A 23,076-nucleotide genomic window follows, 5' to 3' on the forward strand; every position below is an offset into this window, starting at 1 on the left:
CGGGTTGTGGCTACAGCGCGCGTACCTCGATCCTCTTGCCCTTCCGGGCGCTCTCGATGGCCGACAGGACCATCGCCAGAGACTTGATGTTGTCGTGACACTCGGTCTGGGGGACCTCACCCGTGCGCAGGAACCGGAGCATCTCGCGCAGCGATCCGTGCATGCCCGGGTACTTGAGCGGCGACGTGGACACTCTGAGGTCCTTCAGCGGTCGGTTGAAGCCCGTGTCGCCGGCCACTACCTGCCCGCAGGGGTCCTGATCGTGATCGTACAGCAGCGTGCCCTGCTGGCCGATGAGCCGCCAGTCGCCGTTCCAGCTCGTATGGCAGCCCTCAGCGCACCAGCTCCCGCGGTACGTGAAGACGATGCCCTGGGTCATCTCGAATACGCAGGTGGCGGCCACATCGCCCTTGTACCAGGAGCCCTGCGGGTTGAACTCCAGCGCGTAGACGGACACTGGATCAACTCCCGGCAGGAAGAACCGGGCGAGGTCGAAATGGTGAATCGCCATGTCCAGGAGCAGCGGGCTGGGCATCTCGTCGCGGAAGCCGCCGAAGTGGGCTCCCAGGTAGAAGTCGCAGTTGGCGGTGGTGATTTGCCCGATCCGACCTGCCTCCACGGTCCGCCGCACGCGGTCGTGGCGGTTGTCCCAGCGGCGCGACTGGCTGACCATGTACAGCCGGCCGGTCTCCTCCGACACCTTCACCATCTTGCGGGCCTGAGCCATGGTCGCGGCCATGGGCTTCTCGCTGACCACATGGCAGCCGGCTCGCAGGGCGGTACAGGTAACCTCGCAGTGCGCCTCGGGAATGGTGAGGTCGATCACGAAGTCCGGCTGGTGTTTGACCAGCATGGCTTTCAGATCGGTCGAGACCTCCGTGTCGATCCCGTACTTGGCGAGCTGGGCCTGTGCAACCTCCGGCCGCAGATCAACGACGGCTCGCACCTGCACCTTTTCCTTGATCAGCGGCGGGAACCAGGCGTTCGAGATGCCGCCGGCGCCCACAACGACACAGGAGGGCCGAGCCATACAGGATGCTCCTCAGGTGGAGACTGAATACCAGGGCAAGCTCTTCGTCCCTACTCCTGGCCACCGACCACGACTTGCTCAATGGCCAGATGCGGGCCGCCGGAGTCTACCGGGGCGCCTTGGCCATCCTTGCCACAGGTTCCGCCCAGCTCAAAGGTCAGATCGTCGCCGACGGCAGTGACCTTCTGCAGCGTCTCCAGTGTCAGCCCGGAGATGCACACATTGCGGTAGTGCTGGCCGAGCTCGCCGTCCTCGATCGCGAAGGCGTGCTCGACGTTGCACGTGAACTGCCCCTGGGCCGTGAAGACATAGCCCCAGTGACCGCCGCTCAGGTACAGGCCGTTGCGGACCTGCTCCAGCATCTCGTCGAAGGTCCAGTCGCCGGGCTCGATGTACGTATTGCTCATCCGCACGATGGGCGGGTAGGAGTGGCCCTGTGCCCGAGCACTGCCCTGCGGAACGGCACCAAGTCGCGCGGCCGTCTCGAGGCTGTGTAGGTAGCCCTGGAGGATGCCGTTCTCAACCAGGACGTGACGGGTGGCACGGGTGCCCTCGTCGTCGTAGGCGAAGGAGCCGTTGAGCTTCTCCAGCGTCGGGTCGTCGTAGATGTTCACGGTCTCCGCCGCTACCGGCTTCCCGAGTTTGTCCCTCAGGATCGACTCCCCGGCCCAGACGGCGTCGGCTTCACAGTTGTGCCCAAAGGCCTCGTGGACGAGCAGCCCGCAGATGATGGAGTCGATCACGACGTCGAACTTCCCTGCCGGTGCGCGCTTGGCGGACAGCATCTCCACAGCCTTCCGGGCCGTCTTCGCAGCGAAATCCTCCGGGTCGATGCCCTGAATGAGCTCATACCCCGTTGAGTTCGAGCGGTTTTTCGAGGCCGTCTGTCGCACGTCGCCCTCTTGCGCGGTCACGTGGACGTTCAGCCCGCAGCGCACCGAGGAGCCCTCGATGTAGGTGCCCTCACTGTTGGCGATGATCTCCGAGCCGGCGCTGTCGCGGTAGTTGGCAACGGTGTTGACGATGCGCGGGTCCTGCTCCCGAGCCAGCTTCTCCAGTTCGTAGATGGCGCTGACGCGGTCCTGCAGCGGAATCTCGCGGGGATCGACCTTGAAGTCGGCCTCGTCGTGGGCCTCAACGGGCTCAAACTGCGCGACCATGCCGGGGTCGGTCACGTTTGGGCTCGCAGCGCGGGCCATGCTCACCGCGTCCTCGACACAGCCCCGGAGCTCCTCGCGAGTCGGGTTGTTGGTCGGTGCGAAGCCCCAGGCACCGTCCACGAGGACGCGTACACCCGCTCCTCGACTCGAGGCGGTGCTGACCCGATCGGCGATCCCATCCTGCACCGACACGCCGGTGCCCGTTCCCTCGGTGAGACGAAGGTCGGCGAAGGACGCGCCGAGGCTCTTGGCGTACTGCAGTACTTCTTCCAGCATCTCACGCATGGCGAAGACTCCCCTAGGGTACAGTGGTCAAGGGCCGGATCGGTCCAGCTCAGTCCTCGGCGGCCCCTCGGTGTTGTTGCCGTAGACGGTCGGCCAGAGCATCCACCCCGGCAATCAGGGCCGTCCGGATCAGGGGCTCGAGGACACCCAGGTCCAGGTCCAGGACACGACTAGCTTCCTGCGCAGGCTCCTCCTCGGAGGAGCCAGACTCCGGTGTGGCTTCGTCGGCTTCTTCACTCGCCGAGGGCTCACCGCGGCGCCGCCCGAGGAAGTACCCGGCGACGACTCCGGCGATCCCGCAGACCACTGTGACGAACCACGGGCTGCGCACCGTCTCCTGCAGGGCAGGTGGCTTCAGACTTGCGAGCGCCCGCTCCTGGAGGCGCCGCCACTTTTCGGCCAGGTCGTCAGCGGTCACCCGGGTCTTCGTCGCTGCGTCGGGCATCCCGCATCACCCCCCAGGCGCAGAGAGCACCGGCGATCGCGCATACTCCAAAGGCAACAGAATAGGCAGCGGCCTTGGTTCCCAGCCAGGCGTAGAGGACGTTGAACCCGGCCAGGGCGAGAAACACTCCGGCCATGATCGCCAGGCCCAGCGCCAGGCCCAGGAGCAGCACCTTCTTCGCCGCCCTCTTCAGCGGCTCGGCAAGGATGACATGTACGGCGTCGGCTGCGTTCTGCTTGAGGTAGGCGCCAAGAGTGGCGATGAACTCACGCAGGAGTTGCCCCAGCGGCTGCTCCTCGGACACGATGCCATCACCGCCATCCTGGGCAGCCGACACGAAGCTATCTCCCGACGGGACTGCCGGACCGACGCCGATCAGTCACCCTCAGGGGATTTGTGCTCCTGGCGGCCGCGGGATTTGAGCTGCCGAACCACTGGCAGCAGACGTTCGAACAGCGCGTACCACAGTGGCGAGAACACGAGGTCCCAATCGCCAAGATATTCAACATACTCGGCCCCGAAACCTCTTTTGAAGCGGTTCAGTCCGGCAATGTGGGGCTCGGTTGGCTCGCCCTCGACCTCCGGCGAGACGCCCCGCATGTCGTAGACCGTGCAGCCCTGGGCCTTCGCCCACCGCATCATTTCCCACTGCATCAGGTGATTCGGCATCAGGTTGCGGTGCTCGTTGTCAGAGGCGCCGTAGACGTACCAGCACTGCCGCCCCAGGGCGAAGGCAATCGCTCCGGAAGCAACTGCCTCACCGGCACGCGCCAGAAAGAGCGTGCCCAGGCCCCGCTGTAGGATCCTCTCGAGCAGGTCCTGGAAGTACGACCGCGCCCGGACGCGGAACCCATCACGCTCGGCGGTCACCTGCAGCACATCATAGAAGGCGTCCATGGCGGCCGGGCTCACTTCGGTGGTCACCGTCACACCCTTGCGGGCGGCAAGCCGGACGTTGTAGCGCCACTTGGAGTGGAAGCTCGCGAGGAGCGCGTCCTCATCCCTCGAGATGTCGACCTTCATGACCGAGCGCGGCTGGGTCGCACCGAAACCGTGACCGGCGGCCCTGGGTGCCGCGAAGCCACACTGACGCAGGGCCGCTGCGAAGGACTGCTCCGAGGCCGGGACAGCCGGATCCGTCTTCAGGGCGATGCCGCCATGCTCGCGCGCTCCCTGGCGGATGCAGGCCACGAGTTCGCTGAGAGCCTCCGGAACCGTCGGGTCAACGAGCGGTCCACGGGGGCAATAGAACAGACTCCGCCGAGTGTGGGGGAGAGGTCGCTTGAGTACCAGGGCAGTGGCTACGAGACGGTCGTCACGCCGGACGCAGAAGTGCAGCGGCTCCCAGCCGGTGCGGGATTTGAGCTCTCCCCACTCCCAGCACTGGAGCACGTCTCCGTACGGATGCGCAGCGACAAACTCGTTCCACTCGTGTCGGTTGGATTCACAAGACTGCATGAGGGCACAGACCTTCGGTTATCTAGGCACACAGAGGCACCGGCCGGTGACTGCAACCGCCGGTCTTGGGGGCCTTCAGTTCGATCGACCGGAGCCATACAGGGCCTCGGCTTCGGCAAGGCGGGCACGACGTCGGGCAGCCACAGTGGCCGGGTCCATCGGTCCCGGCATGATGAAGGCCTCGTCGTCTGGCGCGTGCAGACCCAGCAGGGCACGGAACACCTGATCGGCCACCGGCACTGCGGTCTCCCCACCGGTTCCGCCGCCGCCGACAAACACGCACACGGCGTACTGCCGTTCGCCCGGTCCGGCCTCATAGGGGGCAAAGCCGATGAACCAGGCGTGCGTCGGCTCGTCGCGCACGTGCTGGGCTGACCCGGTCTTGCCGGCCGAAGTGATTGGTAGCTCGCGCAGCACCTTCGCGGTGCCATGCTCGTCCTCAACCGCCAGCCTCATGCCCTGACGAACAATGCCGATCGTCTCGGGTTTGACCTGTAGTTGCCGCGAGCGTCCCAGGAGATTGACCGTGTCCTGCCGATGCATGTACTGCGGCCATCGGACGCGTGAGACCAGGTTGGGCGTAACCAGCTTGCCCCCGTTGGCCAGCGCTGCAGCGATCACACACATCTGCACCGGCGTCACCGTGAGGCGGTCCTGGCCGATAACGAAGTTCAGAGAGTTGCCCTGACGCCACGGTTGGCCGGTCTCGTTGATGCTGAACTTCGGCGACGGGACCTGCCCGGCGACCTCGCCCTTGAGCCCGAGACCGGTGGACTCACCGAGCCCAAAGCGCCGAGCATAGTCGGCGATCGCGTCGGGGTCGAGGTTGTGCTGTAGCACGCACTGGTAGAAAAAGATGTTGCAGGACTTGGCGATGGCTTCGAGCAGGTCGACGGCGCCATGTCCGCCGCGGTCTGAAGTCCAGCAGCGGAAGGGCTCGTGCCGACGTCCCACGTGGATGGTCCCGGTGCAGTACGCTGAGGAGGCCGGGGTCACGTTGGTGGTCTCCAGCGCCGAGCAGATCGAGACCACCTTGAAGACCGAGCCCGGAGGGTATGCGCCTGCGGTCGCCTTGTTGAGCAGGGGAAGACCGGGCGTCTTCTGCGCAGCCTGCCACAGCTCCGGCGTGATCCCGCTTACCCAGTCGTTCGGGTCCAGACAGGGCTCGCTGGCCAGGGCCAGGACGTCGCCATTTCTCGTGTCCATGACGACGACTGCACCCATGGCGTCGCTGCGGCCATGGAAGGCATCCCGCAGGGCCCTCTCGGCGACCCACTGCACCTCGGCGTCCAGCGTCAGGTTCACCAGGGCTCCCGGCACCGGTTCACGTTCGGCAATGAGCCGCTGAGACGCTCCGACGGAGTCGACCTCGTACACCGTTCGGCCGCGACGACCGGGCAGAAGGGGCCGCGGTGCCTTGCCCGTCGTGTCCAACTCACACATCGCCTCCGCGCCCTCGATCCCGATGATCGAGGACGGGTCATAGATCAGATCCGGGTTCGTCCCACTGAGGTCGGAGGCCGTCGGGTCCTGACGATCCAGCGGATAGATGTAGGCCTTGACCTTCTCCAGTTGGTCGCGGCTGATGGCCCGGGCATACCCGATGGTCTGGGCAGCCAGCGCCCCGTAGGGATAGTGGCGGCGAGTGGTCGTCACCACGCTGATGCCCGGCAGGTCCATCTGGCGTTCCTCGATCCGCGCTACCTGGTCGAAACTCAGGTCCTGGCCGAGGTTACCCAGGGGAACCGGCTCCACTGCAGTGGCCTTCGCCCCGCGCTGGAGAGCCTTGCGGACCTCAGCGGTCGACACGGGGTCTTCGGGTGTCGAGAGGGTGCTGGCGAGGAAGGTCACCTCGCGTTCCAGCGACACCTGGTCCTCGGGAAGCTGGGAGGGGATCATGCAGAGGTTCCACACGTCCCGGTTCTCAGCCAGAACCCGTCCGCGACGGTCGCAGATGAGCCCACGGGGTGCCTGCTTCGTCACCACCGTCGTCCGGTTCATCTCCGCCTGGACGGCATAGTCGGACCAGTGCGTGAGCTGGATCCACCACAAGCGTGTGGCGATTCCCAGCAGCGCAAGGCCGAGAAAGACCCCGAGAGCCTTGATCCGGAAGTAGGGGTTCGGCATTCGCAAGCCCGTCGTTAGTGGTCAGTGATGGTGCGTCTGCGGCTACTAGTCCAGCCCCGGTGGGCCTCCACCGTTCCCGCGGTCACCTTCGGACGGCTTCTTGCGCTCCTCGGAACGCGAGGAGGACTGTCCACCGCCACCCTCCTCCGAGCGCCCACGTCGAGGTCGATCAGCGCCGTCGCCGCCATGGCCATCCCCGGACCGGGATGGCCCGTGGACCGTGCAGTATCCCGCCGGTGCGTCACCGTGGCTGTAGCGCCTGACGATCGACGCCGGACAGTAGGGCGTTGCCAAAAGCCCACTGGAGGGGCATACCACGGCCGTTACGCCATGATCGTCGTCCCCACCGGCGCCGGGTTCGGTGTTCCGTCCGGCCTCACCGTGAACCGTGCAGTAGCCGGGAGGAGCCTGCCCCTTCTTGAGTGCCATTTCCTTGGTGACGGGGCAGAACCGCGTCGCCCTCAGGCCGGTCTGCACGCAGATCGTTACGAAGTTGTCGGTGGTCTCTCTCGCGGGTTGTTCCTCTCGCTCAGCGCGCGCGCCCTCTCCCTCGGGGAAGTTGCCCTTGACCCCCAGGATCTCGGTGGCACGGCGGGTGAAGTCGGCCCAGACCGGCGCACATAGCCCGCCACCGGAGGCACCGTGCATCTGGGCGTTGTTGTCATTGCCAACCCAGACAGCCGTACTCAGGTCCGGGGTGAAGCCCACGAACCACACGTCACGTTCCCCGTTGGTCGTGCCTGTCTTGCCCCCGCAGGGGAGTCCGCAGGCCCGTGCACGCCTCCCGGTGCCTGATTCCACCACCGTTCCCAGCATGGAGAGCATACTCGTCGCCGTTGCGGCGCGGAGGACACGGGCCATCTCCGGCTCGTAGCTGACGACAACCTTGCCCTCGTAGTCCTCAATCCGTCGGATCAGACGGCGCGTGGGTCGCAAGCCGCCGTTGGCAAAGGCACAGTACCCGGCCGCCTGCTCCATCGGGCTCAGTTCGGAGGTCCCCAGCGCCATCGCCAGCACCGGCCGCAGTCGCTCCCGGGGGATGTCCAGCACCCGTGCCGCCAGCCGTTGCACTGCCCCCGGAGTCAGCTTCTGCACGATCCGCACCGAGACGAGGTTGACCGACTGCGCCAAGGCCCAGCGGAGGGTGTAGTTGCCGCCCTGGTGGGGCGTGTAGTTCTTCGGAGACCACGTCTGCCCGGGCCCGAGTTGGATGGTTATCGGGTCGCCGCTGAAGACTGATTCGGGGCCATAGCCGTTCTCCAGCGCCGCGGCCCAGATATAGGGCTTGAAGGACGAACCGGGTTGCCGTCCGTAGCGTGGCCCTCCAGGCGCTGCGCGGTTGTACTGCACTTTCTCATAGGGGCCCACGCCGCCGACCATCGCCAGCACCCGTCCGGTCTTCACCTCTACACAGCACATGGCTCCCTGACCGTTCAGGCCGCCCTCGATGTTCCCCGAGGATCGCAGGTCCTCAACGCCTTCGGTGAGTTCCTCCTCGGCCGCCTTCTGCAGCCGAACATCCAGGGTCGTGTAGACGCGCAGGCCGCCCTGGTAGACAGCGTCGTAGCCGTACTGGTCGCATAGCTCGCGCAGCACGAGGTTGGTGAAGTGCGGAGCGTGAGTGGCCACAACCGTCTGCTCCTGCGGCGGCTGCAGACCTTCCTTGACTGGAACCTGCTTCGCCTGCGCGCGCTGCTGGGCGTTGATGAAGCCCTCCCGCTCCATCCACGCGAGCACCGAATCGCGCCGCTTCTGGCAGCGGTCCGGGTACCGGTAGGGCGAGTACCCGACAGGCCACTGGGGCAGCCCGGCCAGGAGCGCACACTCGGCAAGAGTGAGCTGCTCAGGGTTCTTGCCGTAGTACATTTTGGCCGCAGCCTTCACCCCAAACACGCCGTGCCCGTAGCAGACCTGGTTGAGGTACATCTCCATGATCTCGTCTTTGGAGTACTTGCGCTCCATCTGCAGCGCAAGGACCGCCTCCTTGAGCTTGCGGTCCCAGGTCTTCTTCTTGGTCAGCCACAGGTTCCTGACGAGCTGCTGGGTGATCGTGCTGGCACCTTGCTCGGCCGACTTGTGGGTGATGTCGATGTAGGCCGCACGAGCCATATCACGCGGGCTGACCCCCCGGTGCTCATAGAACCGACGGTCCTCGATAGCGATCGTAGCCTGAACCATCTGCTCGGGTATCTGCTGCAGTTCTACCGGCTCACGGTTCTCGTTGTATACCCGCGCCAGGAGTGTGTGGGCCTCGGTGCCGTCCTTCTGAACTTCGGTAGAGTAGATCTCCGTGCCTACCCGAGGTCGGTAGGACCACAGGTCCTCGTTGTCGGGCATCAGTCGGGTGATCTGCTCGAGGGCGCCCAGCATGAAGCCAAAGCCGATGAAGCCGCAGATCATGATGCCTGCGTTCATCCAGCGGAAAGCGTGTCGCATTGTCGAGAGGGTCGGATGCTGTTTCATGGTCACTATCGCGGATTATAGGGCAAGGAAGGCCCGTGCGCAATTGCCGGCCGCGCTGAGGTCCGGGGCCGGACACGCCTTGCCTGAGCCCTTCGAGAGAGTACGCCTGAGCCCTTGACCACTAGGCAGGCGCCGCCACAGGATCGGTCCCGTCGCGGCGCCTCCAAGGACTCTTCGGTTGGCCCTAGACCCGTCGCCGGCTACTCGCTGGGCGGCAGATCGAGCTTGATGTGCAGGTCGCGCAACTGCTGGGTGTCGACCTCGGTAGGCGCTCCCGACATCAGGTCCTGCGCTCGCTGGGTCTTCGGGAAGGCGATGACGTCGCGAATGCTCTCCTCGCCGCAGATGATGGCCACGATGCGGTCGAAGCCCGGTGCGATCCCGGCATGGGGTGGCGCACCGTACTTGAAGGCGTTCAGCAGGAACCCAAAGCGCTCCTGGGCCTGCTCGGGCGTGATCCCCAGGATGTCGAAGACCTTCTGCTGGATGTCAGGGCGATGGATTCGGACGCTGCCGCTGGCAACCTCCGAACCGTTGAGCACGACGTCATAGGACTGCGCGCGCACCTTGCCCGGATCACTGTCGAGATACTCCCAGTCCTCCGGGTGGGGCATGCAGAAGGGGTGATGCTCGGCGTCCCAGCGCTTCTCCTCTTCATTCCAGGCAAAGAGTGGGAAGTCGAGGACCCAGCAGAGCTGGAAGTCGCCCGGCTTGATGAGCCCTTCGCGCTGCGCCATCTCGCGACGGATCCAGTCCAGGGATTCGGCCACGATTGCCGGCGCATCGGCCACCATCAGGAGCAGGTCACCGGGCTCCGCACCGAAGGCCGACAGGATCTGCTGGATCTGTTCGGCGCTGAAGAACTTGGCGATCGGGCTGTCCACGCCGCCCTCCACTACGCGCATCCAGGCCAGACCCTGCGCCTTGTGGAGCTTGGCGAAGTCGGTCAGCTTGTCCAACTGCGCCCGGGCGTAAGTACCGCAGCCCTTCGCGCAGATGCCCTTGACTTGCCCACCCTTCTTGAGGGTGCCCGTAAAGACCTTGAACTCGCTCTCTGCGACGATCGAGCCCAGGTCGACGAACTCCATCCCAAAGCGCAGGTCCGGCTTGTCCGTCCCGTACCTGGACATGGCCTCGGCATAGGTCAGGGTGCGGAAGGGACGGGGCAGCTCGACGCCCAGGGTCTCGCGGAACATGGCCGCGTACAGACCCTCAGCCATCTCCATGATGTCGCTGAGCTCAACAAAGGACATCTCGATGTCGATCTGCGTGAACTCGGGCTGGCGGTCGGCACGCAGGTCCTCGTCGCGCAGGCAGCGCGCGATCTGGTAGTAGCGGTCCATGCCCGCAACCATCAGCAGTTGCTTGAGGATCTGCGGCGACTGCGGAAGCGCATAGAAATGCCCCGGATTGACGCGACTCGGGACCAGGTAGTCCCGGGCGCCTTCAGGGGTCGGGCAGAACAGCAGCGGTGTCTCGACCTCCAGGAACCCGAGACCGTCGAGGTAGTCGCGGGCTGCCTTCGACGCCTTGGCCCGCAGTTGCAGGTTGCGCTGCATCCGGTCGCCGCGCAGGTCGATGTAGCGGTAGCGCATCCGCACATACTCATCGGTGTCGGTTTGGTCGGAGATGGAGAAGGGAGGCGTGTCGGCCGCGTTGAGTATCTGGGCCTCCTGGACACGAACTTCGACCATGCCGGTGGCCAGGTCAGCGTTCACAGTACCTTCCGGGCGGGGCGCCACGGTGCCCTTCACAGCGACCACAAACTCGCTGCGCATCTCGTGAGCGAGCTTGTGGGCCTCCGGCGCCTCAAGAGGCGCGAAGACAACCTGCACTAGCCCGTAGCGATCGCGCAGGTCGATGAACACGACGCCACCGTGGTCGCGCCAGCGGTGCACCCAGCCGTTGAGGATGACCTCCTGGCCGACGTGCTCGATCCGCAGTTCGCCACACTTGTGCGTCCGCTTAAGGAAGGTGGGTGTTGCCATGGGAAGCCTCCGGTAGGAATACAGCCTTGGTACGGATATGAAAGGGCGTCCCGTCGCCCCACTCCAGGGCGTCAGACGCCGGGTCTTCTCACTGCAGTCCAGTGAGGTCAGTCCTTGGGGTTGCACAGCAGCTTCACGTACACGGGCATCCGAACCAGCAGATAGCCGAATCCCACCAGGGACATCGCAAAGAACGCCGCAAACAACTGCAGGCCCTGCCCGAGGAAGAACAGCACCAGCCCCATGATGGCAATCGTCTCGGCCAGGGCTCCGGCCACCGTGACCGCCACCTGGACCGATCGCACAGTTCCGCCGGCCAGAAGTGAACGCTCAACGACGACCATCAGCACGTAGACAGCGAGAGCAGCGATGAGCAGAATGACTTTGAGCTGTGGCGGAGCGGTCACCGGCGGCTTCTTCGTAAGGTTGACGACCACGGCCACCACCGCGTACAGCAGACAAGACATCAGCAGTGCGAACACGATCACGTAGATCCTCGCAAGAGCCTGCTGCATGACGCCAATCGCTGCCCCGCACAGTGGGCAGCGCTGGTCCTCAGTCAGGTCGGTGAACTGCTGCGCACAGGAAGGGCACTTCATGGCTGAGCTCCTCGCCCCACGATTCGGTCTAGCCTGTCCAGCCGGACACGACCGGAATCCGCCTTGCGTCAGCGGTCCGCCTGCAGCCGGGCGACCAGTTCGCCTCGTGGCACCTCAACCTGCTCGCTGGTCTCGAGGTCACGCAGGGTCACGACCTTCCGGGCCAACTCGTCGTCACCCAGGATCACGGCCCAGGCGAAGTGGTCGTTGTCGGCATAGCGCAGTTGCGACTTCATGGAGCGCTGCCGATAGTCCAGATCGGCCTCGACGCCGGCGTCCCGGAGTTCAGCGGTAAGCTTGATGCCTTCGCCCCAAGCCTCGTCACCCAGGGTAACCACCAGCACGCCCCGTCGTTTGCGCTCTTCGGCCAGCACCCCGAGGGCCTCGCGCACCAGCAGGATCCGCTCGATGCCCATGCCGATCCCGACACCCGGCGTCGCCGGTCCGCCACACTGCTCAATCAGCCCGTCGTAGCGTCCGCCGCCGCCGATGACATCCTGCGCGCCCAGGCCGGCACTGACCTTGAACTCGAAGGCGGTCTTCGTGTAGTAGTCCAAGCCCCGAACGATGCGTGAGTCCAGGACATAGGGGATGCTCAGCCCTTCGAGATGCCCCTGCAGCGCGATGAAGTGGCTCGCGCAGTCCTCGCAGAGCACGTCCACCATCGTCGGAGCGCCGTCGGTGATCTCGCGGCAGGTCTCGACCTTGCAGTCGAGCATCCGCAGCGGATTGGCCTCGAAGCGTCGCTGGCAGTCCCCGCACATCTCGGCCAGTCGCGGCGCAACGTGCTGCTTGAGCACCTCGGTGTAGGCCGGCGCACAGACCGGGCAGCCGACGGAGTTCAGCCGCAGTTCGACCCCCGTGATCCCCAGCGCCGCATAGAAGCCCAGGGCAAGGTCAATGACCTCGGCATCCACGGCCGGGTTCTGGCTCCCAAGGGCTTCCAGCCCGCACTGGTGGTGCTGCCGGTACCGTCCGGCCTGTGGGCGATCGTAGCGGAAGATCGGGCCGATGTAGAACAGCTTCACCAGCCGCTCGCGATCCTGGCCCCGAAGGTTGTTCTCCAGGTACGCGCGAATCGTCGGCGCCGTGCCCTCCGCCCGCAGCGTCAGGCTATGTCCGCTGCGATCCTCGAAGGTGTACATCTCCTTGGAGACGATGTCGGTCTCCTCGCCAACGGCACGGGTGAACAGCTCGGTCTCCTCGAAGACCGGAGTCCGAATCTCCTCGTAGCGGTAGCGGCCGCAGACCTGGCGGAAGGTCGACTCCGCGAGTCGCCATTCCTCGACCTTGTCCGGCAGAATGTCCTGTAGTCCGCGGGGGCGGCGGTATCTCATCGTGATCCCCCTTTGGGTGTGAGTTCTGTCCCGTGTTCCTCGGCCTCGGGCCAGTCAGGCGCCCGGCACCGTCGACGAACACAAAATCGCCCGCGAAGATCGCGGGCTATTCAGTAGCATGGCCGTTATCATGGCACCGGGCCATGCTACTTAGTGTTCGGGTGATTAGCGTCCTCTTCAGCTACGACCAGCTCGCCCCGGGAGGCTGCTTCGAGCACTTCCTCATAGTAGGGCTGGCGGGAGAACACGAAGAACTGGTAGGCGAGACCCAGCAGCAGCACTTGGGCGCCCTCAGCGATACCCAGGCCTGCCCACACGGCAATCACGGCTGCCACGGCCATGGCCGCACCCATGAAGGTCAGCGCGTTCACCGAGGAGCCGATCGTCTTGAAGGCGATGTCGGCCTGCGTGGCGAGCTGGGCACGGGTCGGGCTGAACTGACCTCCACCGGCCGCCTTCCAGATCCGCTGGGCGATCCGCTCGGAGTTCGTCCACTTGCCGTCGAGCCAGAACCCGGCAAGGAAGAGGCTGGCGCAGATGGCCAGCGCAGCCTGGAAGCCGCGTTCGATGTTGTGCGCGTCCACGCCCTGAAGAGGCTTGGCCCAGGCGACACTGATGGTGAAGGTGAGCAGGGCGGAGGCTGCCAGCGGCAGCATCCCCCACATCAGCCACGTCCTCATCATCTTGTCGCGGGCCTGGATGACCCGGGTTTGGCCGTCGTAGGCTTTGCTCATGGTATGGTGAAGTAACCGCACAGACGACAAAGAAGTTCCGATCCGCACAACCGGTCGGGTGCGGTCAGTATATCACCGGCCTTTTCGGGCGTCAACGCCGCTCCCCAGGGCCGTCCGGATGGTGTACAATACCGCCTGGTCCCGCGCCTTCGCGTTGGTCGAGATCACGGCGGCAAGGTCCGCCTTACCTGGAACGTACTCCATCATCATGCCTCGCATTCACGTACTCACCGAACAACTCGCCAATCGTATCGCCGCAGGCGAAGTCGTCGAGCGTCCAGCCAGCGTCGTCAAGGAGCTGGTTGAGAACTCGATAGACGCCGGGGCTCGTCGTGTGGAGGTCGAGTTGGTAGAGGGCGGCAAAAGGCTGATTCGCGTCCGCGACGACGGCTGCGGAATGCCGGCCGAGGATGCGCTCCTTGCCGTTCAGCGCTTCGCCACGAGCAAGATCAGCCAGGCCGAAGACCTCGAGGCCATCCTCACCATGGGCTTCCGTGGCGAGGCCTTGCCCAGCGTGGCCGCCGTCTCTCACTTCCGGCTGCAGACCCGCGAGCCTGCCAGCGCAGAGGGTGCTGAGGTGGTCGTTCACGGCGGCAGCGAACCCGAACTCAAGCCGGTCGGGTGTCCCTCCGGCACGATGGTCGAGGTCGCCGACCTTTTCTTCAACACACCGGCCCGGCTGAAGTTTCTCTCCGCAACCAATCGCGAGCGGGCTCACTGTGCCGACTGGCTCACTCGACTGGCGCTGTCCCGACCGGACCTCGCCTTCAAGCTCACCCATGACGGCGACGTGATCTTCAACACCTCGGGCTCAGGTGATCTGCGCTCCGTTCTTGCGGCCGCCTACGGCAGTGCGGCCGCCCGGGAGTTCCTGGAGGTCCACGCCGAACAGGACGACCTGCTGATCGAGGGCCTCATCTCCGGCCCGAAGCTCCTGCGCGCCACTCGTGAACACCAGCTCTTCTTCGTGAACCGCCGCTTCGTGCGCAGCAGGCAGATGGGGCACGCGCTGAACGAGGCCTACGGGTTGCTCCTGCCGGCAGGACGCAATCCCCTCTGTGCCCTGCACCTGGTTCTGCCGCCCGAGAAGGTCGACCCGAATGTTCACCCGACCAAGATCGAGGTCCGCTTCCGCCGTGGTGGTGAGGTCCACGAGTTGGTCCAGCAGGCCGCCGAGAAAGCCCTCTCGGATGCCGGATTCCGCTCCTTGACCCAGGCCGCCCGGCATGTTGAGCGCCCGCCCGACGAACCCTTCACGTCTGAAGGCCTGCAAAGCCCGCGTACCGCAGACGTGGCCGGACGCTTCGCCCCGGTGGGTTTCGAGCAGACACTCCGTGCTCGCAGGCTCCGGGTGAACCCCTTCGCCGACCGGATCGACGAGCGAGACGAGGGACTTGAGGTCCACGCAGAGCCAGTGACCCCGCTTCCTGTGTCGGCACCGACCGATGCCTTGCCGGTGGAGTTGGCCCCGGAGCCGGTGCGGGTACTCGGGCAGTTGGCCGACCGATACATAGTGGCCTGCACCTCCGAGACGCTGCTGCTCCTCGACCAACACCGGGCCGCCGAGCGCGTCCTGCTGGAGCGCCTTGAGGACACGAAGCTCTCGCGGCAGTTGCTGATGATTCCCGAGACCTTGGAGCTGTCGGCCGGCGAGGCTGCCGTGGCCCGCGAAAGCCTGGAAGTCCTGGGCGAGATGGGCTATGACTTGGAGGAGTTCGGCGCCAACTCGCTCCTGGTGCGTTCGGTCCCGGCAGCCGCGGTATCACAATCGCCGGTGGCGATCCTGCGGGCGGTGATCGGCGACCTGACCGAATGGGACGCGCCCTCTTCCGCCGAACGCCTGCGGGAGAAGGCTCGAGCCAGTCTGGCCTGCCATGCAGCGACGAAGGCCGGTCAGCATATGGAGCTAGCCGAGATGCAGCGCCTGGTGGACGATCTGCTGGCCAGTGATTCGCCGGCGATCTGCCCCCATGGCGACCCGATCATCGTATCCTACGACCTCCGCCGCATCGATCGCCAGTTCAGCCGCTGAGGTCTCGCGAGACGGTCCATGCCGAGAGTGATTCCGCTTCTTGTGGTTGCCGGTCCGACCGCCTGCGGCAAAACGCAGGCGGCGATTCGTGTTGCGCGGGCCGTCGGGGGCGAGATCATATCGGCCGACTCGATGCAGATCTACCGCGGTCTGGAGGTCGGGACTGCCAAGCCGACCCCGGAGGAACGTGCCCAGGCCCGGTTTCATCTGGTCGACTTCGTGGATGTCGAGCAGCCCTACACCGTGGCCGACTTCCAGCGCGATGCGACACAGGCGATCGCAGAGGTCTGGGGGAGAGGCTGCCTACCGATCCTGTGTGGCGGCACGGGGCTCTATGTGCGTGCGGTGCTGGAGCATTTCGTATTCCCGGCTGACGACCCGCAGCAGAGGGCCCGGCTACGCACGCAACTGGAGGCTGAAGCGAAGCGGCTTGGTACCGAGACGATGCACCGTCGGCTAAGCGAGATCGACCCCGAGGCGGCAGTTCGTATCATGCCCGGTGATCTGCGGCGCATCCTCCGCGCCCTTGAGGTCTGCGCCCTGACCGGAGCCCCGGCCGGTGTGCAGCAGCGTCGCGTTGACGACGCACCGGGGGTCCAGTATAATCACTCCACCTTCATCCTCTCACGCCCGCGCGCTGTATTGTATGAAGGCATTGAGCAGCGCGTGGACCAAATGATGGCGGCCGGATGGGTGGACGAAGCTGCGGCACTACGCCGCAGTCGTCCTTCGGCGGGTGGGTCGCAGGCCATGCAGGCGATCGGCTACCGTCATCTGTGGCAGGCTTTGGAGGAGCGTCCGGAGAACCTTGACCTCGACGGGTTGACGGCGACCATTAAGCGTGATACGCGCCGTTTCGCCAAACGCCAGCTAACTTGGTTCCGACGCGAGAGTCCCGCACAGTGGCGGGAATGGGGGACTGCCGCAGAGTTCGATTGTCTCTTGCACGACCTGTGCCATGGTGCGGCGCGACTTCTCGGGGAGAGACGCGAGGGTATCAGGAAATGAGCGAATTACCGGCCCCACGAAATGAGGGAGCTTCTGTGAGCGGCAAGGGCAACGTCCAGGACGTGTACCTCAAGCAGGTCAGCGAGCAGAAGACCGTTTTGCGCATCAGCCTGGTCAGTGGCAAGGAAGTCCGCGGTCAGATCAAGTCCTTCGATGCCTTCACTATCATCGTTACCACCAAGGGCCTTGAAATCCTGGTGTACAAGAGCGCTATCGCAGCCATCGGTCCAGCGACCAACCAGGAGTAGTCCCGTCTGCCTGTAGGAGAGCTAGACATGCGTTTCACCAAGCTGCACGGCCTCGGCAACGACTACATCTACATCAACACCCTTGAAGAAGACCTCTCCGGTTACGACGTCCCGAGACTGTCCGAGGTCCTGTCCAATCGCAACTTCGGGGTGGGTGGCGATGGCATCATCCTGGTCCTGCCGTCCACCGTTGCTGACTTTCGCATGCGCATCTTCAACGCCGACGGCAGCGAAGCCGAAATGTGCGGTAACGGTGTCCGGGCGTTCTCCAAGTACCTGTACGAGCACGGGCTGACCACCAAGACCGAGCTGGCCATTGAGACGGGAGCCGGGATCATCAGGCCCTCGCTCACGGTCGAGGGCGGAGTGGTTAAGCTCGTGCGCGTCGACATGGGCGAGCCGCGACTGGCTCGCAAGGACCTCCCGGCGGCCGGTGAGCCCGCCGACCAGCCCATCGTCGCCCAGCCCCTGAGCATCGGCGGGCACGACCTCTCAATCACCTGCGTCTCCATGGGCAACCCGCACTGCGTCCTCTTCGTCGAGGACGCTGCCAGCTTCCCGGTGAGCGAGATCGGGCCGAGGATCGAGCGCCACGAGCTCTTCCCGAAGCGGACCAATGTAGAGTTCGCGACGGTCCAGGATCGCAGCCACATCGTCATGCGCGTCTGGGAGCGAGGCTCTGGTGTGACCCTGGCCTGCGGCACCGGCACCTGCGCGACGGTGGTGGCGGCTACGCTGAACGAGCTTGTCGATCGTGGCGAGATCCACGTTTCCCTCCTCGGCGGCGAGTTGGTCGCTGAGTGGGCGTCCAATAACCACGTGTTCCTGACGGGCCCTGCTGCTGAGGCTTTCAGTGGCGAGGTGCATCCCGACCTGCTGGCTCAGGCTCGCAAGTGAATCGGTAGGGCGGGAGATTCTTCCCGTTACTGATTGGTGCATGAACATGGCTGTTCGCCATACTCCGCAGCTTGCAAGGAGGCATGCATACCACGGGTGCTTAGCGCACCCGTGCTGCAAGGCTTCCTGACTCCGCGAGCCCGCTGCGCCCCGGCTCGCGGGTGCGCCTTTTCCCGTCTGATTACCGGTCATCTCTAACCCAGGGAGGGTATCCTTGTGGAGCTAGCCCAGCGCCTCCAGCGTATTCCGCCGTACCCGTTCCGCCAGATCGCCGCCATAAAGTCGCAGATGATTGCCGAGGGCAAGGAGCCCATCGACTTCGGCATTGGCGACCCCGACATGCCGACGCCGCAGTTTGTCATCGATGCCCTGTACGACGCGGCCAAGGACCCCAGCACACACCCGTATGACGAGACCGGCTTTGGCACCCCGGAGTACAAGGACGCCATCGCTGACTTCGCCAAGCGCCGTTTCGGTGTCGACGTCGATCCCGACAAGGAGATCCAGAGCTGCATCGGCTCCAAGGAAGCCCTTGTCCATATCATCTGGGCCTACATCGACCCCAGCGACGTTGTCCTCGTGCCCGATCCGGCTTACTCCGTCTACAAGGTCCAGACGACCTGGTGCGGCGGGGCCGCCTTCCCGATGCCGCTGCGTGCTGAGGCCGGGTTCCTGCCCGACTTCGACGCCATCCCCGGCTCGGTTGCCAAGGCTGCCAAGCTCATGTTCCTCAACTACCCGAACAACCCGACGGGCGCCGTTGCCCCGCTGGAGTTCTACGAGAAGGCCGTTGCCTTCGCCAAGGCAAACGACCTGCTGATCGTCAACGACTGCGCTTACTCCGAGGTGGCCTACGACGGTTACCGGCCCTGCAGCATTCTCGAAGTGCCGGGCGCCAAGGACGTAGCCATCGAGATGCACTCGCTGTCGAAGACCTTCAACATGACCGGCTGGCGCGTTGGCTGGGCAATGGGCGGTGCGGACTTCGTCGCCGCGCTTTCCAAGTGCAAGAGCAACGTCGACAGCGGCACCTTCATGGCCATCCAGCGTGCTGCGATCGCCGCTCTCGCGCGCTTCGAGGAATGGGTCCCGCAGATGCAGGCCCAGTACCAGGTCCGCCGCGACGCGCTCATCGACGGCCTGAACTCCCTCGGGTGGAAGCTCGAGAAGCCGAAGGCGACCTTCTACGTCTGGGTCCCGGTGCCGCCCGACCACACCAGCGAGAGCTTCGCGACCGCCCTCCTGCGCGACTGCCAGGTCTTGGCGATTCCGGGCTCAATGTACGGGGAGTTCGGCGAGGGGTTCGTGCGGATGTCCCTGACCATCAAGGGGACCGACAAGGTCGCCCAGATTGAGCAGGCGATAGCCGGCATGAAGGCGAACCTGAAGCTCAATTGGTAAGTGCCGCTAGGCGATGGGCCGCCTTCAGCGCAGTCTGTCCCGATGCGTCGAAGGCGGCCCTCTGCGAAGTCAGGCCCCGATGATCGACACCCATTGTCACATCTTGCCGGGGATCGACGACGGTCCCCGCGATCTTGCCGAGGCTCTGGAGATGGCTCGGATCGCCGTGGCTGACGGCATCCAGACCGTCGTCGCGACTCCGCATCTGGACTGCGAGCGCAACGCCCTCAGCCCCGACTTCCTCCGCGACCAGGTTGCGCAGTTCAACGCTGCACTGGCCGAGGCCCAGATCCCCCTGACCGTTCTGCCGGGAGCCGAGATTCGCATCGGTGCCGATCTACTGGAGCGGGCCAAGGCCGGGAGCCTCATGACCCTTGCCGATCGCGGCACTCATCTTCTCCTCGAGCTGCCCTTCAACAGCTACCCGTCCTACGTGCCCCAGCTCTTCTTCGGCCTGCAGCTTCTGGGGCTGGCACCGATCCTGGCTCATCCCGAGCGGACCGCACTGTTCCGCACCCACCCTGAGGTCATCCAGGGCCTCGTGGACCGTGGCGCGCTGATCCAGGTGAACGCGGATAGCTTGACCCGCTGGCGCGACCGCACTGTCCGGGCTCTCGCCTTCGATCTGCTCAAGCACGGTGCCGTCGACCTGCTGGCCTCAGACGCGCACGACACACGGCATCGGCCGCCTCAGCTCTCCCGGGCACGACGGGCTCTGCGCCGTCACGGCGGAGACGAAGCCTTTGCACGGTTCACGCAGACCAACCCCTCTCGCTTACTCAGCACACAACCGGCTCGCAGGCCGGAGCCTAAGGCTTGACCCTCACCGCGAAGCGCCGGTACGAGAGCGGCGACTTCCCCTCACCAATCCCCGGCGTCAGGCCCATCCAATAGCCTCGTCCCAGACCATCGTTGTCATTGGCGAGGTAGCTGATCGCGAGGACCTTGCCATCGGTCGGCACGGGCAGCCCGAGCGCTTCCCAGGGAAGGAAGGCCTCATAGCAGGTGACGGTACCCTCACGACGGATCGCGAGTGGAACCGTGAGTTGACGCGAGGTGCCCGGATAGCTCGCATAGCAGACCGGCCCCTGCGGGGCCAAGGCAAAGCCCACTTCGCGGTCGTTGGCATCGAAGCCGTCGCGACTGTCATTCTCCGAATCAATGGCCAACTGCAGGCTGTCGTTCTTCCAGAAGCTGTCCGGGGTCACCTGGTCGCAGAAGTGCACGTCGTCAGTCACCGCCGCGGCGAAGTAGAGCCCCTTGCTGTCCGCCGCGAGCCATCCACGCAGGCTCAGGTCCTGCGGTCCGTCCCAGCCGATACCCGGATCAGGCGGCAGCACGAAGCGCCGATCCTGGAGCGTCTCCGAGCGTAAGGGTTCCCACTCCGTCAGGTCGCCATCGACCTTAAGCTTCTGCGGCGGAACAGGCAGGTACTGGTAGCGAGCCGTGAAGGCGCGGGTGCTGGACTGGCCTTCCACCGTCGCAGTCGCCGTCATCTCGCGCACGCCGGGCTCGTTGATCGCTTTGGCAAGCGGCAAGTCCACTCGCATCGGCTGCGTGCCAGGTGCAACCTCCACTGTCTGCGACGCACTGCCCGCTGTCAGCCTTGCACGTTGCGACCGGTCTGAGCGGTTGCGCAGGAGCATGCCGACACGGTTCGGTGCGGCCAGGAAGGCGCTCTCGACCGTGATGGGTGCGATCGGTGCGACGCCCAACTGATCCACCACTCCGGCGGGGTCCGCGACGGCACTCAAGGGCAGGATCCAGTAGACCGGCATCCGGCCGACCTTGAGGCCTTGAGTGCCTGGTACCAGCTCCTGCAGCAGGCTGCTCACCCAGCGCCCCTGAGGGAGCGTGGTTGAGGGTCGTACAAGGTCCTCGTCACCCTCGCTCCACAGCACGGCCACCAGCTCATCGCGGCTCTTGCACGTGAACACCGCGCTCCACAAGTCCGCGCCAACCTGCTTGAGGCCCAGGGACTGCGTGTCGTCGAGGAGATAGGCAGCGGTCGCGTAGGCGACTGCCGCCGGAAGCGGATAGGCCGGATGCCCGCGCATCAGCCCGTACTCGTACCCGCTCTCGTTGCAGCCCCGCTGTGTGAAGTGCAGGTACCTCTCGACGCCCGGGACCGTCTTACCGACGACCAGCGACTGGGCGATGCAGGCCGCGAAATCCAGCGAGTAGGTGCTCAGAGGGTCGGCCGTCGCCTGCAGTCCCCAACCCAGTTCGCCGATCCAGGACCGACGTGGCCGCCCGTAGAAGGCATACAGGTCCAGGGCCTCCGTGAGCTTCTCCGCCATCCGGTTGGCGATCGGCCACTTCGGATTCTGCCCCGGCCCGAAGTACCGTGGCGAGGCATAGGGATGCCCCGGGAACAGGTCCATCGTGTCGGCCGCCCGGCTCAGAACCGCTCGCGAGTACGGCAGTCCGCGCTCGTAGTCGCCGCCGCTGACATCGAGGCCCGCGACGGGCACGTCTGGATCGCCGGCCTTCGCACCGGCACGCCCGAAGCGGAGCAGTTTGGCGTAGTAGTCGGCGCCCTCCTCGACCGTCATCCCCACGTGACCGACGCAGACCAGGTCGGGTTCATTCACGATCTCCAGCGCGGTGATCTGCCCGCGGTAGCGCGTAGTGATGTCACGCACATAGCGTTCCCATTCCGAGAGACGGGCCGGGTCGGCTAGAGCCTTCAGCTTCGGCCGGTCCGGGTCGTTCCAGGCAATCCAGGCGGGCGCCTGGGCCTGAACGGAGAAGAGCACCTCCATGTGGTGCTCCCTGGCCGCCGCCATCAGCGGGTCGGACTGCTCCTCCCAGCGGATCAGTCCCTGGCGACCTTCGGAGTAGATCCAGGAGAAGAAGTACCGGATAGCCTTGGCGCCCAGGCGTTCTGCGGCCTCCATGTCGCCGATGATCTGCATCCCGAAGTAGCAGCCCGGCGCCTCCTTCCCGTAGTGCCGAGGCTGCGGAACCACCGCCAGCCCGCTGGTGATGCTCGGCAGGTCTCCGCCCTCGGCATCGTGCAGGTCAACCGACAACCTCTGATACCCGAGGCGCTTGGTGGAAGGCCGAAGTGTGTACTCCTTCTGTTGCCAGCCCTCCAGCGTCAGGCTGTCCGTCTGCATGGCCGACGGTTGAGAGCCCGGTTCCTGGGTGCGCAGTGCGACCTCACACTTGGCCTGGCGCTCCAGCCGGTTGATGAGAGTCACGCGGTAGGAAGCCGCTTCGTCAGGGAAGGCGACGCCCATCGGAACCGTGGGCTCCACAACCACCTTCCATCGATCCTCGGGCAGCAAGGTGTCGGTGACCGCATAGAGGTTCGAGACCCACACCTGGGCGGAGGCCGGTTTGTTCCCGGCGGCGATCAGAACGCGCGTGAGCGGGAAGTGCATCACGCCGTCGTTAGCGCCACCCCAGTGACTGCCCAGTCTCTTTGTGTCCAGGGGGATCTCGATACGGGTCCACTGGCCGGGCTGAAGAGTAAAGTTGCCGGCGAACTCCTGCTCGGTGTTGTCGCGGACACGCACCATCCCCCAGTTCCGGTCACTGAGCTTCACCCAGAAGCCAATCGCCCTGGCCTCCGGGAGACTCCCCGACCACAGCGCACCGGCATACCGACTCTCGCCCGAGAACTGGAACTTACCCAGGATGCACGGGCCACGCTCGGGATCCTGGGCGACTTCCAGCGATCCGGTTGCGCCGGGGAACTCGGTGCCCAGGGAGGTGGTCCATGACACGGTGTCACGAGCGCCATCGAGCAGCAGGTTCTCAGCCCCTGCAACCGTGACGGTGAGGAGGATAAGGCAGGCCAGAGCTGATCCTAAGGTCCGCATGGCAAAGCCTCCGGTGTGCTGCTACAGTTCTGGG

The 23,076-nt window shown here is 65.2% G+C and carries 18 protein-coding genes; 6 read left to right on the plus strand and 12 right to left on the minus strand.

What is annotated here, in order from left to right:
• Positions 1–10: 10 nt before the first annotated feature.
• From ABFE16_12280 to ABFE16_12330, 11 genes are all read right to left on the minus strand, one after another.
• Positions 11–1,030, minus strand: a complete 1,020-nt coding sequence (locus ABFE16_12280) for a Gfo/Idh/MocA family oxidoreductase (protein ID MEN6346067.1) — start codon at positions 1,028–1,030, stop codon at positions 11–13.
• A gap of 50 nt (positions 1,031–1,080) precedes the next feature.
• A complete protein-coding gene (locus ABFE16_12285) occupies positions 1,081–2,475 on the minus strand; it encodes a TldD/PmbA family protein (GenBank protein ID MEN6346068.1) in 1,395 nt (464 codons plus the stop codon).
• 49 nt (positions 2,476–2,524) lie between these two features.
• Positions 2,525–2,920: a hypothetical protein gene (locus tag ABFE16_12290; protein ID MEN6346069.1), complete on the minus strand. Its 396-nt coding sequence runs from the start codon at positions 2,918–2,920 to the stop codon at positions 2,525–2,527.
• Positions 2,883–3,257 carry a phage holin family protein gene (locus tag ABFE16_12295; protein MEN6346070.1) on the minus strand — a complete coding sequence of 125 codons (375 nt, stop codon included), beginning with the start codon at positions 3,255–3,257 and terminating at the stop codon, positions 2,883–2,885. The genes ABFE16_12290 and ABFE16_12295 overlap by 38 nt, the downstream gene beginning before the upstream one ends.
• Positions 3,258–3,295: 38 nt before the next feature.
• Positions 3,296–4,378 (minus strand): peptidoglycan bridge formation glycyltransferase FemA/FemB family protein, encoded by a 1,083-nt coding sequence (locus tag ABFE16_12300; GenBank protein ID MEN6346071.1) that lies wholly within the window; start codon positions 4,376–4,378, stop codon positions 3,296–3,298.
• A 75-nt stretch (positions 4,379–4,453) separates the two neighbouring features.
• Entirely contained in the window at positions 4,454–6,505 is a 2,052-nt protein-coding gene (gene mrdA, locus ABFE16_12305) for a penicillin-binding protein 2 (protein ID MEN6346072.1), read from the minus strand.
• A 45-nt stretch (positions 6,506–6,550) separates the two neighbouring features.
• Entirely contained in the window at positions 6,551–8,968 is a 2,418-nt protein-coding gene (locus ABFE16_12310; GenBank protein ID MEN6346073.1) for a PBP1A family penicillin-binding protein, read from the minus strand.
• 200 nt (positions 8,969–9,168) lie between these two features.
• Entirely contained in the window at positions 9,169–10,956 is a 1,788-nt protein-coding gene (aspS, locus tag ABFE16_12315) for an aspartate--tRNA ligase (GenBank protein MEN6346074.1), read from the minus strand.
• A 107-nt stretch (positions 10,957–11,063) separates the two neighbouring features.
• Entirely contained in the window at positions 11,064–11,555 is a 492-nt protein-coding gene (locus ABFE16_12320; GenBank protein ID MEN6346075.1) for a hypothetical protein, read from the minus strand.
• A 68-nt stretch (positions 11,556–11,623) separates the two neighbouring features.
• The gene (gene hisS, locus ABFE16_12325; GenBank protein MEN6346076.1) at positions 11,624–12,892 is read right to left on the minus strand and encodes a histidine--tRNA ligase; all 1,269 of its coding nucleotides are present in this window, start codon (positions 12,890–12,892) and stop codon (positions 11,624–11,626) included.
• Positions 12,893–13,038: 146 nt separating this feature from the next.
• Positions 13,039–13,626, minus strand: a complete 588-nt coding sequence (locus tag ABFE16_12330; protein ID MEN6346077.1) for a hypothetical protein — start codon at positions 13,624–13,626, stop codon at positions 13,039–13,041.
• Between the two features lie 118 nt (positions 13,627–13,744).
• Between ABFE16_12330 and mutL the strand changes: the two genes are divergently transcribed.
• From mutL to ABFE16_12360, 6 genes are all read left to right on the plus strand, one after another.
• Complete coding sequence (gene mutL / locus ABFE16_12335; GenBank protein MEN6346078.1) at positions 13,745–15,658, plus strand: DNA mismatch repair endonuclease MutL; 1,914 nt, start codon at positions 13,745–13,747, stop codon at positions 15,656–15,658.
• Between the two features lie 18 nt (positions 15,659–15,676).
• Positions 15,677–16,666, plus strand: coding sequence for a tRNA (adenosine(37)-N6)-dimethylallyltransferase MiaA (gene miaA, locus ABFE16_12340; protein ID MEN6346079.1), 990 nt, complete (start codon positions 15,677–15,679; stop codon positions 16,664–16,666).
• Positions 16,663–16,914, plus strand: a complete 252-nt coding sequence (locus ABFE16_12345; GenBank protein MEN6346080.1) for an RNA chaperone Hfq — start codon at positions 16,663–16,665, stop codon at positions 16,912–16,914. The genes miaA and ABFE16_12345 overlap by 4 nt, the downstream gene beginning before the upstream one ends.
• A 27-nt stretch (positions 16,915–16,941) precedes the next feature.
• Positions 16,942–17,811 (plus strand): diaminopimelate epimerase, encoded by an 870-nt coding sequence (gene dapF, locus ABFE16_12350; GenBank protein MEN6346081.1) that lies wholly within the window; start codon positions 16,942–16,944, stop codon positions 17,809–17,811.
• Between the two features lie 216 nt (positions 17,812–18,027).
• Complete coding sequence (locus tag ABFE16_12355; GenBank protein MEN6346082.1) at positions 18,028–19,212, plus strand: LL-diaminopimelate aminotransferase; 1,185 nt, start codon at positions 18,028–18,030, stop codon at positions 19,210–19,212.
• A 79-nt stretch (positions 19,213–19,291) separates the two neighbouring features.
• Complete coding sequence (locus tag ABFE16_12360) at positions 19,292–20,032, plus strand: CpsB/CapC family capsule biosynthesis tyrosine phosphatase (protein ID MEN6346083.1); 741 nt, start codon at positions 19,292–19,294, stop codon at positions 20,030–20,032.
• Here ABFE16_12360 and ABFE16_12365 read toward each other — a convergent pair.
• Positions 20,022–23,042 carry a sugar-binding protein gene (locus tag ABFE16_12365; GenBank protein MEN6346084.1) on the minus strand — a complete coding sequence of 1,007 codons (3,021 nt, stop codon included), beginning with the start codon at positions 23,040–23,042 and terminating at the stop codon, positions 20,022–20,024. The two genes, ABFE16_12360 and ABFE16_12365, sit on opposite strands and share 11 nt — an antisense overlap.
• Positions 23,043–23,076: the final 34 nt, after the last annotated feature.

It is taken from the genome of Armatimonadia bacterium (genome assembly GCA_039679385.1).
In the GTDB taxonomy this organism is placed as follows: domain Bacteria; phylum Armatimonadota; class Zipacnadia; order Zipacnadales; family JABUFB01; genus JAJFTQ01.